At 32.1% G+C, this 12151-nt stretch carries 10 protein-coding genes and 1 other RNA gene; 9 read left to right on the top strand and 2 right to left on the bottom strand.

The annotated features are described in order from the left end of the window. The first annotated feature begins 182 nt into the window (after positions 1–182). From LQ608_RS01045 to LQ608_RS01015, 7 genes are all read left to right on the top strand, one after another. Positions 183–2372 carry a RelA/SpoT family protein gene (locus LQ608_RS01045; protein WP_115337365.1) on the top strand — a complete coding sequence of 730 codons (2190 nt, stop codon included), beginning with the start codon at positions 183–185 and terminating at the stop codon, positions 2370–2372. A gap of 13 nt (positions 2373–2385) precedes the next feature. Beyond that, a complete protein-coding gene (dtd, locus tag LQ608_RS01040; protein ID WP_078356461.1) occupies positions 2386–2838 on the top strand; it encodes a D-aminoacyl-tRNA deacylase in 453 nt (150 codons plus the stop codon). Continuing rightward, positions 2835–3707, top strand: coding sequence for an N-acetylmuramoyl-L-alanine amidase family protein (locus tag LQ608_RS01035; protein WP_239749218.1), 873 nt, complete (start codon positions 2835–2837; stop codon positions 3705–3707). Before dtd ends, LQ608_RS01035 begins: the two co-directional genes overlap by 4 nt. 320 nt (positions 3708–4027) lie before the next feature. Then, positions 4028–5293: a histidine--tRNA ligase gene (gene hisS / locus LQ608_RS01030; protein ID WP_239749217.1), complete on the top strand. Its 1266-nt coding sequence runs from the start codon at positions 4028–4030 to the stop codon at positions 5291–5293. Continuing rightward, positions 5293–7065, top strand: coding sequence for an aspartate--tRNA ligase (gene aspS / locus LQ608_RS01025; protein WP_239749216.1), 1773 nt, complete (start codon positions 5293–5295; stop codon positions 7063–7065). The genes hisS and aspS overlap by 1 nt, the downstream gene beginning before the upstream one ends. A gap of 57 nt (positions 7066–7122) precedes the next feature. After that, positions 7123–7315, top strand: a non-coding RNA gene (gene ssrS / locus LQ608_RS01020) — 6S RNA. Positions 7316–7370: 55 nt separating this feature from the next. After that, on the top strand, positions 7371–8138 hold the full coding sequence (locus LQ608_RS01015) for a tRNA threonylcarbamoyladenosine dehydratase (protein ID WP_239749215.1): 768 nt from the start codon (positions 7371–7373) through the stop codon (positions 8136–8138). A gap of 41 nt (positions 8139–8179) precedes the next feature. Here the strand turns inward: LQ608_RS01015 and LQ608_RS01010 are convergent, their stop codons facing one another. After that, positions 8180–9442 (bottom strand): replication-associated recombination protein A, encoded by a 1263-nt coding sequence (locus LQ608_RS01010; protein ID WP_239749214.1) that lies wholly within the window; start codon positions 9440–9442, stop codon positions 8180–8182. Positions 9443–9532: 90 nt separating this feature from the next. Between LQ608_RS01010 and cymR the strand changes: the two genes are divergently transcribed. Together cymR and LQ608_RS01000 are read left to right on the top strand one after the other, a co-directional pair. After that, positions 9533–9952, top strand: coding sequence for a cysteine metabolism transcriptional regulator CymR (cymR, locus tag LQ608_RS01005; RefSeq protein ID WP_078356467.1), 420 nt, complete (start codon positions 9533–9535; stop codon positions 9950–9952). 256 nt (positions 9953–10208) lie between these two features. Next, the gene (locus tag LQ608_RS01000) at positions 10209–10943 is read left to right on the top strand and encodes a trypsin-like serine peptidase (RefSeq protein WP_239749213.1); all 735 of its coding nucleotides are present in this window, start codon (positions 10209–10211) and stop codon (positions 10941–10943) included. 56 nt (positions 10944–10999) lie between these two features. Here the strand turns inward: LQ608_RS01000 and LQ608_RS00995 are convergent, their stop codons facing one another. Next, positions 11000–12007: an LLM class flavin-dependent oxidoreductase gene (locus LQ608_RS00995; protein WP_078356469.1), complete on the bottom strand. Its 1008-nt coding sequence runs from the start codon at positions 12005–12007 to the stop codon at positions 11000–11002. Between the last annotated feature and the right edge of the window lie 144 nt (positions 12008–12151).

The raw sequence follows: 12151 nt of genomic DNA, 5'->3' as shown, positions 1-12151 counted from the left end.
TTATTTATAATTATTGTATAGTGCTGATAAGCGTTGCGTTAAAAGCAGATTCTAGCAAACTTGCTGATAAGGATAGCTACGAAAATAAAATAAAATAGTCACAATTAACGGTGGCGTATTACTATTAAAAATTGCTATAATAGTAATATTAAAGAGATTTAATATGATGAGGTGGTGTCCCTATGAATAAAGAATATCCTTATAGTGCTGATGATGTATTATATAAAGCTAAAAGCTATTTATCTGCAGATGCATATCGTCTAGTTGAAAAAAGTTATGATTTGGCTTTTAAAGCGCATCAAGGACAAATTAGAAAGAATAATTTGCCTTACATTATGCACCCTATACAAGTTGCTGGTATTTTAACAGAGATGAAATTGGATGGTCCGACAATTGTTGCTGGATTCCTTCATGATGTTATTGAGGATACACCTTATACGTATGATGACTTAGTAGAAATGTTTAACGAAGAAGTTGCAATAATCGTTGATGGTGTTACTAAATTAAAAAAAGTTAAATATAAATCGAAAGAAACTCAACAAGCTGAAAATCATCGTAAATTATTTATAGCTATCGCTAAAGATGTCCGTGTAATTTTAGTTAAATTAGCTGATAGACTACATAATGTTAGAACTTTAAAGGCAATGCCTAAAGAAAAGCAAAAAAGAATTGCTAAAGAAACGTTAGAAATCTATGCACCACTTGCACATAGGTTAGGGATTAATACAATTAAATGGGAATTAGAAGATATCTCATTAAGATATATTGATAGTGTTCAATATTTCAGAATTGTTAATCTCATGAAAAAGAAAAGAAGTGAACGCGAAACATATATTTCCAATGCTATTAGAGATATTAGTTCAGAAATGGAAGTTATGAATATTTCTGGCGATATTAGTGGTAGACCGAAACATATTTACAGCATTTATAGAAAAATGGTTAAGCAAAAAAAACAATTCGAACAAATTTTTGATTTATTGGCTATTAGAGTAATTGTGCCATCTATTAAAGATTGTTATGCAGTGTTAGGTCTTGTACACACATTATGGAAACCTATGCCTGGTAGATTTAAAGATTATATTGCTATGCCCAAACAAAATATGTATCAGTCACTCCATACAACAGTTGTTGGTCCGAATGGTGACCCTCTAGAAATTCAAATTAGAACATATGAAATGCATGAAATAGCTGAGCATGGTGTTGCAGCGCATTGGGCTTATAAAGAAGGAAAAAATTTAAGCAATAAATCAGAAGAATATTTACAAAAAATGAGCTGGTTACAAGAAATAGCTGAAACAGACAACACTTCTCCAGATGCAGAAGAATTTATGGAGTCATTAAAGTATGATTTACAGAGTGATAAAGTTTATGTATTCACACCAGAAAGTGATGTTGTTGAATTACCATATGGTGCAGTGCCAATTGATTTTGCATATTCTGTACATAGTGAGATAGGTAATAAAATGATCGGTGCAAAAGTGAACGGAAAAATAGTACCTATCGATTATAAATTATCAACAGGGGATATAGTAGAGATTAGGACAAGCAAACATTCTTATGGACCAAGTCGAGATTGGTTAAAGATTGTCCGTTCTTCAAGTGCAAAAAGTAAAATTCGTAGTTTCTTTAAAAAGCAAGATCGCTCTGCCAATATTGAAAAAGGTAAATTTATGATAGAAGCAGAAATTAAAGAACAAGGATTTAATGTTGATGAAGTACTTACTTCAGAAAATATCAAAATCGTAAATGACAAATACAATTTCTCAAATGAATCTGACTTATATGCAGCAGTAGGTTTTGGAGGTATTACTTCATTACAAGCTGTGAATAGACTTTCAGAGAAAATTAGACAAGAACGTAAAAAACAATCACTTAACCAAGTTCAAGAAGTGAGTAAATCAATCCCGATTAAAGAAGATATTCGAACAGAAACCGGTGTTTATGTTGAAGGTTTAGATAATATGTTAATCAAACTTTCAAAATGTTGTAATCCAATACCTGGCGATGAAATTATAGGATATATTACAAAAGGTCATGGTGTTAAAGTACATCGCAAAGATTGTCCTAACATTGTAAACGAAACAGAACGCTTAATAAATGTCGAATGGGTTAAAAACATCAATGAACAAAAGAATTACCAAGTAGATTTAGAAATTACCGGATATGACAGAAATGGTTTACTCAATGAAGTATTACAAGTTGTTAATGCAATTAAAGTACAATTAGTAAAAGTTTCTGGAAAAGCTGATATAGATAAAAATGCTGTTATAAACATTAGTGTTATGGTTAAAAATGTCAATGACGTCTATAGAATCGTTGATCGCATTAAACAATTAGGTGATATTTATACAGTTAGTCGTGTATGGAATTAAGAGGTGAATGTTTTTGAAAGTTGTTTTGCAAAAAGTCAGCCAAGCAAAAGTAACATCTGATAATACTCAAAATGCAATAAATAAAGGATTTTTATTATTAGTTGGTGTAGGAGAAGAATCAACTTATAAAGATGCAGAAGTTCTAGCTAAGAAAATTGCAAAAACTAGAATATTTGAAGATAGTGATGGAAAAATGAATTTAGATATTCATCAAGTCGAAGGTGAAATATTATCTATATCACAATTTACGATTTATGCTTCCGTTAAGAAAGGGAATCGACCAGGATTTTCGAATGCGAAAAGTCCAGACGAAGCTTTAAAAATATACGAATATTTTAATGAGCAACTAGAAGCATATAATATTAAAGTAAAAACAGGTGAATTTGGCGCACATATGGAAGTGGCTTTAACGAATGATGGACCCATTACAATTATTTTTGAGAGTAAGGATGGTAACATTCAATGAACCGAATTAATTTATGGTTTAAAAAAAGAAAGATAAAGCCAGTACCAGTTATAAGTGCAGCTGTTTTACTATTAGTATTATTGATTATTATTATAAATTTAATAATACCTAATGAAGGTGAACCTAAGACATTAACCATGAAAGAAGATAATGAGCTAAGGACTGGACCAGCAGCATATTATCCAATCATTTTTGATGTCAAAAAAGGTGATGATTTTGAAATTACGGATAGACAAGATAAATGGTTTGAAGTTAAAAATGATAATAATGAAAAAGGCTGGATAGCTGGATGGCATACTAATTTAGATATAAAAGAAGATGTAAATCCAGTTTTAAAACCGTTAAAAGATAAAGTTATTGTGTTAGATCCTGGTCATGGCGGTAGTGATCAAGGTGCATCGAGTTCTAAAAATAAAAATGTAACTGAAAAAGAAATTACTTTAAAAACAGCTAAAGAACTTAAAAAGATGCTAGAAGATGAAGGCGCAAAAGTAAAAATGACAAGAGATAAAGATGAGTACATTAAATTAAAAGACAGACAAGAAGATGGGGATGTATTTATAAGCATTCACAATGATGCTCTTGATTCATCTGGACCTCATGGCTTAACTGTTTATTATCATCATGATACTCAACAAGATTTTGCAAAAACGTTACACACATCCATTAATCAAAAATCAATTCTTTCAGATAGAGGCGTTAGAAACGAAAACTTCCAAGTTATTCGTCAAACTAAAATGCCTGGTGTATTATTAGAATTAGGATATATTAGCAATCCAACTGATGAAGATTTAATAGTAGATCGAAAATATCGACATATAGTTGAATCTGGAATAGTAGATGGTTTGAAAGTTTACTTTTCAAATTAGATATTGACTGATTCTACTTATGGGTTTAATATTAATATAAATTATCAAATATCTTATATACCGTATATTCTTGAATAGTATACAATTCAGGTAGAAGACAGAGATTATAACAGTTGCTGAGAGTTATAAGGATACCGAGTGTACTTTTGAACACAAGAAGAGGGAATCTTATGAAAGTAAGATCGGTTAACACCCGTTAACATGTTGTTAAGTGAGTATTCAAACTATTTGAATACTAATTAGGGTGGCAACACGGAGAATTCGTCCCTTGTATGTAAATGCATACAAGGGACTTTTTATATTTTAAAGGAGGAATTTTTATGATAAATATACCACGTGGAACACAAGATTTATTACCAAAAGATACTTATAAATGGCAATACATTGAAAATAAATTGCACGAATTAATGAGATTATATAATTATAAAGAGATTAGAACGCCTATCTTTGAGAGTACTGAGCTATTTAGTAGAGGTGTAGGTGATTCAACTGATGTAGTACAAAAAGAAATGTACACTTTTAAAGATAAAGGTGATAGAAGTATTACATTAAGACCTGAAGGCACTGCAGGTGTCGTTAGAAGTTACATTGAAAATAAAATGCAAGGCGAACCTAATCAACCAGTAAAATTATATTATAATGGTCCAATGTTCCGATACGAAAGAAAACAAAAAGGACGTTATCGCCAATTTGTTCAGTTTGGTGTAGAAGCAATTGGTTCAGAAAATCCGTCAATAGATGTTGAAATCATATCTATGCTTGTTCACATTTATAAATCATTTGGATTAAAAGATTTGAAACTCGTTATAAATAGTATTGGTGATGCTGAATCGAGAGCAGATTATACGAAAGCATTACAAGCTCACTTTGAGCCAGTGATTGATACTTTCTGTAGTGATTGTCAAAGTAGATTACACACTAATCCAATGCGTATTCTTGATTGTAAGATTGATAGAGATAAAGAAGCGGTTAAAAATGCACCGAAAATTACAGAATACTTAAATGATTATTCTAAACAATACTTTGATGATGTTAAATACTTATTAGATGAAATAGGCATTGACTATGAAATTGATACGAATCTTGTTAGAGGATTAGATTATTATACACACACTGCTTTTGAAGTAATGAGTAATGCTGAAGGTTTTGGGGCAATTACTACGTTATGTGGTGGCGGCAGATATAATGGCTTATTAGAATTACTAGACGGTCCAAAAGAGACAGGTATAGGATTTGCATTGAGTATTGAAAGATTATTGCTTGCACTTGAAGCAGAAGGAATTGAAATAGAACAAGAAGATATGATTGATTTATTCATTGCGACTATGGGTGAAAAAGCTGATCAATTCTCAGTTCAACTAATCAACAAACTAAGAATTGCTGGTATAAGTTGTGATAAAGATTATCTTGGCAGAAAGTTAAAAGGCCAAATGAAACAAGCAGATAGATTGAATGCTAGAAATACAATTGTTATTGGTGACAATGAATTAGAAAAAGAAGAAATTGAAGTGAAAAATATGGAGACAGGTGAGAAGACACTTGTGTCATTATCAGAATTAGAGAATTATTTAAAGGTGGAATCATAATGGATAAGAGAACAACATACTCTGGAAAAATTACAGAAGAATATATTGGACAAACAGTTACTTTAAATGGATGGGTTCAAAAAAGACGTGACTTAGGTGGATTAATTTTTATTGATTTACGTGACCGTGAAGGTGTCGTACAAATTGTCTTTAATCCTGATTTCTCTCAAGAAGCGTTGAATGTTGCTGAAAAGGTTCGTTCTGAATATGTTATTCAAGTAAAAGGACTAGTAACTAAAAGAGATGAAAAGTCAGTTAATGACAAAATCAAAACGGGTAAAGTAGAAGTACAAGTATCTGATATCATTATTTTAAATGAGTCAGAAACACCACCATTTTCTATTACAGATATGAATGATATTGATGAAAACGTACGTTTGAAATATCGTTATATAGATTTAAGAAGAGAAAGTTTAGCTCAAACGTTCAAAATGAGACATCAAATTACACGTTCAGTCAGAAATTATTTAGATGAAGGTGAGTTTTATGAAGTTGAAACACCTGTATTAACAAAATCAACACCTGAAGGAGCTAGAGACTATCTTGTACCTTCAAGAGTTCACGATGGTGAATTTTATGCTTTGCCTCAATCACCTCAAATATTTAAACAGTTATTAATGATTGGTGGATTTGATAAATACTATCAAATTGTTAAATGTTTTAGAGATGAAGATTTAAGAGCAGATAGACAACCTGAATTTACTCAAATTGATATTGAAATGAGTTTCGTAGATCAAGAAGATGTTATCAAAATGAATGAAGGTTTAATGAAACGTATTATGAAAGATGTCAAAGGTATTGATATCACTACTCCATTCCCACGTATGACTTATGCTGAAGCGATGGATAGATACGGAATTGATAAACCAGACACAAGATTTGGTATGGAGTTAATAAATTTATCTGAACTTGCAGCAAAAATGGACTTTAAAGTGTTTAAATCTACTGTTGAAAATGGTGGAGAAGTTAAAGCAATTGTTGTAGAAGGTGCAGCAGATGATTATTCAAGAAAAGATATCGATCAATTACAAGCTTTCGCAAATATATATGGAGCAAAAGGATTAGCATGGGTGAAAGTAACAGACGAAGGATTAAATGGACCTATTAGTAAATTCTTTAGCGAAGAACATGCTGCTGAATTATTAAGTAATACACAAGCAAATGCTGGAGATTTAGTATTATTTGTAGCAGATAAGAAAGATGTTGTTGCAGCCAGTTTAGCACAATTAAGAAACAAACTTGGTAAAGAACGTGGATTAATCGATCCTAACAAATATAATTTCTTATGGGTAACAGATTGGCCATTATTCGAATATGACGAAGATTCAAATCGTTATGTAGCTGCTCATCATCCGTTTACAGCTCCTAAAAAAGAGCATGAAGAAATGTTGGAAACAGACCCAACTAATGTTGAAGCTAATGCTTATGACATTGTTCTTAATGGTTTTGAATTAGGTGGAGGTTCTATTAGAATTCATAAATCTGAACTTCAAGAAAAAATGTTTAAAGCGCTTGGATTTACTGAAGAACAAGCTCAAGAACAATTTGGATTCTTAATTGAAGCATTTAAATATGGTGCGCCTCCACATGGTGGTATCGCATTAGGTCTTGATAGACTAGTAATGCTTTTATCAGGCAGAACAAACTTAAGGGATACAATTGCATTTCCTAAGACTGCAAGTGCTTCATGTTTATTAACAGATGCACCAAGTAAAGTATCTGATAGTCAGTTACATGAATTACATTTGCAACTTGATTTAGATGAAAAATAATTAAAAGTTTAAATACTTGTTATTTAGAAGAATTATGATAAAATAAATTTATAAGGTAGTCATCTGAAGTGTTCGTAATAAGCTTTTTATATTTTGACCTAACACTTTTGATCAAGGGAGCTTAATTGGTTTTCTTAATAGCGCATACGCCTCGTAAGGAGGACATGCAAAATAAGAAACAGGGCACCCACCTGTATATAGCAGGCCAAAATGATCGAGCACTTAATATTACGGCACAATTGGATTCTATCGGTACGCAAGACTTTATGTCTTGCGTATTTTTGTGTAAAGGAGTTAATTAAACTATGAAACATCAATTTTCAAGAAATGAATTAGCTGTAGGAAAAGAAGGTTTAGACCTACTGAAAAGTAAAACAGTTGTTGTACTTGGTGTTGGCGGCGTAGGATCATTTGCAGCCGAAGCATTAGCTAGAACAAATATCGGACATATAATATTAATAGACAAAGATGATGTAGACATAACAAATGTAAATAGACAATTACATGCTTTAACAACTACAATTGGCCAATCTAAAGTTGATTTAATGGAAGAGCGTATCAAATTAATCAATCCTGACTGTAAAGTAACGTCACTCCACATGTTTTATACAGAAGAAACATATGAAGCGTTATTCAATGAGTATGATATTGATTATTTTGTAGATGCAAGTGATACTATTATGTATAAAGTTCACTTAATGAAAGAATGTTTAGAAAGAGGTATAGACGTTATTTCAAGTATGGGTGCTGCTAATAAGACAGATCCAACTAAATTTGAAATCGCAGATATCTCTAAAACACATACTGATCCAATGGCGAAAATTATACGTCTTAAATTAAGAAAGATGGGAATTCATAAAGGAATTAATGTAGTCTTTAGTGATGAAAGTCCAATTATGATTCGTGAAGATGTTAAAGAAGTTGTTGGAGATAAAAATGCAAAAGTGAGAAAAGCTCAAATGCCTCCATCATCAAATGCGTTTGTGCCTAGTGTTGTAGGTTTAATTTGTGCGAGTTATGTCGTTAATAATACATTAAAAGATATACCAGTAAAAAGAGTCAAAGATAAATAATAAAGACTTTGAAATAAAAATGAGACTGGACATATCCAGCCTCATTTTTTTAAGTTTTTATATATTTCAGCAAATTTTTGTTCAGATTTGGATGTTAGTTTAGGATGATAATATTGCTTGTTTTTTAGGGTGTCAGGTAAATATTGTTGTTCCACATAGCTATTTTCATAGTTATGTGGATATTTATATCCAATGGCATTTCCTAATTCTTTAGCGCCTTGATAATGTCCATCTTTTAAATGTTTAGGAACTAAACCAGCTTTGCCATTTCTAATATCAGATAAAGCTTCGTCTATAGATACAATCGCAGAGTTCGATTTAGGAGATAAACATAATTCTATTACTGCTTGACTAAGTGGTATACGCGCTTCTGGAAAGCCTAGACGTTCACTTGCCTCAATAGCAGATAACGTTCTTGCAGCTGCACCTGGTGAAGCTAAGCCAATATCTTCATAACTAATAACAAGTAAACGTCTTGCAATGGTAGGTAAATCGCCTGCTTCAATTAGTCTAGCTAAATAATGTAAAGCAGCATCAACATCGCTACCTCTAATTGATTTTTGGAATGCACTCATAACGCCATAATGTTGGTCGCCATCCTTATCATGTTGAAAAGCATTTTTTTGAATGCATACTTGAGCATCTTCAATTGTAACATGACGCTTTTCATCGAGTATTTCAGCACTTAATACAGCTAGTTCTAATGCATTTAAAGCACTTCTAACATCCCCATAACTAGCTTTTGCAAAATACTGAATAGCATCATCATCTACTTCGGGTGCATATGTTGCCAAACCGTTTTCTGCATCTTCCAAAGCTCTATTTAAAGCAATCACAATATCAGATTCTTCTAATGGGAAAAGTTCAAAGATTTGCGTTCTACTTCTTATTGCTGGATTTATGGCGTGATAGGGATTTGATGTTGTTGCCCCGATAAGAACGATTTTGCCAGACTCTAAATGAGGTAAGAGAAAATCTTGTTTCGCCTTATCAAGTCTGTGAATTTCATCTAATAAAAGGATGACTTGACCAGACATTTTCGCTTCTTCAACTACTAATTGCATATCTTTTTTCGTATTAGTAACGGCGTTTAGTTGTCTGAATTTATATTGAGTACTGCCAGCTATAGCTTGAGCAATACTTGTTTTACCAATACCTGGAGGTCCATAAAAAATCATAGAAGTTAATCTTTTAGTAGTGACCATTCTTCTAATAATGGCTTTAGGACCTACTAAATGCTCTTGACTTATAACATCGTCGATCGTTTTAGGACGCATTCTATATGCTAATGGTTCGTTTTTCATTTGTGATCAACCTTTCTAATTACTCAAATTGTATAAAAAATGATAAAATAAGTTAACAATATTTTTTAAAGAAAATAAGAGGTGTAGTACATGAAAATATCAACTAAAGGCCGATATGGCTTAACACTTATGATATCGTTGACTAAGCGTTACGGTCAAGGATGTACATCGTTAAAGTCTATCGCAGAAGAAAATGATTTAAGTGATTTATATTTAGAACAATTAGTAGGACCATTACGTAATGCTGGTCTTATTAAAAGTGTAAGAGGTGCCAAAGGGGGCTATCAATTACAAAAAGCACCATCAGATATAACAGCTGGTGATGTGATTAGATTGTTAGAAGGACCAATTACACCAGTTGAAGGTATAGAAGATGAACCACCAGCACAACAACAATTGTGGATTCGTATTCGTGATGCTGTTAAAGAAGTATTAGACAATACAACTTTAGAATATTTAGCAAACTATACAAATCAAGATGAATTAGAAGGGTATATGTTCTATATATAATCATTTAACAATTAAATCTGGTACAGTATGCAGAATAATACCAGAAAGGGATATAAGAAAGTAGAAATTCAGTTTTCATTGAATTTCTACTTTTTTTATGGAAAAAATTCCTAACTGTTTTAATTTCATGCCTAACTGTACTTTAAAAAGAATTGTAATGACAGTTAGGCATGAAATTTGGTTAAGTAGTGTAATTTTCTCCTTTGATTTAATATTCATATTAAGATAGTTGTACACTACAAAAAGGGGAGATTATATGAAAAATATTAAAGCTTACATATTAACCGTAGTTGCAGTTTTATTATTAAGTTTTGTAGGATTACCTTTAGAAGCAAATGCCAAAACGGATGATCCTTCATCAAGAGTCATATTACCTAAAAATGATCGTGAACAAATAACTAATACAACATCAGCACATTATCAATCAATTGCATTTACTGAAATTGGTGGAACATCGATAGCCTCTGGAGTTGTAATCGGTAAAAATACTGTATTGACAAATAAGCACGTTGTAAATGCTACAAATGGAGATGCTTCAGTATTAAAATTTTCTCCAGCAGCAAATGGAAATGGAAATTACCCAGCTGGAACATTTACAGCAACGGATTATAAAACAGCACCGGGTGGAGAAGATTTAGCTGTCGTAACAGTTGGTAAAAATAGTGAAGGACAATCTATAGGTGATGCGGTACAACCAGCCACATTAGCTAACACATCAACTGTTCAAAAAGGCGATGACATTACAGTAACAGGTTATCCTGGAGATAAACCAATCGCAACATTATGGGAAAGTAAAGGTAATGTATTGTCAGCTTCAGGTAGTGACTTAACATATGACTTAAGTACATATGGTGGTAACTCAGGATCTCCAATATTTAATGCTAATAATCAAGTAATTGGACTACATTATGGTGGCGTACCAGATAGTCATAATAGTGGTGTATTATTTAATAGTAGTATACAGGAATTCATAAATAGTAACTTGAAATAAATTAAAAGAGTCCAGGGCTTTGATGCCCCGGACTCTTTTAATTTGTCTACTTTTAATTATTCTCCATATACATCATCAACGATATTTTTGAATGATTCAAATGATTTATATTGTTTATCTAAATCATAAATATAACTAACTGCCATTATTTCATCTACGTTATATTTTTCTTGGAAGTCTAAAAATTGTTGTTTAACTGTTTCTTCACTACCAATAAACGAAGTGTTTGTCTTAGATTGTGACATGTATTGTTCTTGTGGTGACCATATATTTTCTAATTGGTCTGTTGGTGGTTGTAAAGGTAAACGTGAATTTCTAACAATTCCTAAAAACATTAAGTGCATTGTTGATGAAAGGAATGTTGCTTCTTCATCTGTTTCTCCTATAATAACATTTAAACAAATTGTTACATATGGTTTGTCTAAATAATCTGATGGTTCAAATAAATCTCTATATATTTCTATAGCTTGTGACATTTGCTCTGGCGCAAAGTGAGCTGCGAAAACGTAAGGTAATCCTAAACGTGCTGCTAAATGAGCAGAGTCAGTTGAAGATCCTAGTACATAAATGGGTATGTTTGTATCTACACCTGGATAAGATCTAACATAAGATTGATTTTCTTCTGGACCAAAATATTGGAGTAATTGTTTAATGTCATCTCCAAAAGTATAAACACCTTTATGTGAGTCACGTCTCAATGCTGAGGCTGTCATCATATCAGTACCAGGTGCTCGTCCTAATCCTAAATTTAATCTTTCAGGAAACATCGTTGCCATTGTACCAAATTGTTCTGCTACAACGAGTGGTGCATGATTTGGTAGCATTATTCCACCTGAACCAACTTGTATTGTATCAGTATGTTCTAAAGTATGTTGAATGAGTAAAGCTGTAGCTGAACTTACAAGGTTAGGTGCATTATGATGCTCAGCAATCCAGTATCTTTCATAGCCTAACTTCTCTACATTTTGTGCTAATGTGACCATGTTTTTAATAGCGTCTTGCTCTGTTTCTCCCTTTCTTAATGGGACAAGGTTCAATGCAGAGACTGGGAAATTAGATTTCATTTATATGACTCTCCTTACTTATTTGTATATTGGCAAGTATATCAAGCGTAATCTTGTTGCACTATTTAACTGCTCAACAAAAGTTGACTATTTTCATAGTTATAGTTATAATAAACCCAAATTTAAAGAGAGGTGGCATCAATA

It is taken from the genome of Mammaliicoccus sp. H-M34 (assembly GCF_022386495.1).
Taxonomy (GTDB): domain Bacteria; phylum Bacillota; class Bacilli; order Staphylococcales; family Staphylococcaceae; genus Mammaliicoccus; species Mammaliicoccus fleurettii.
The sequence above is the reverse complement of the archived record's forward strand: the minus strand, read 5'-3'. Positions and strand labels throughout refer to the sequence as shown.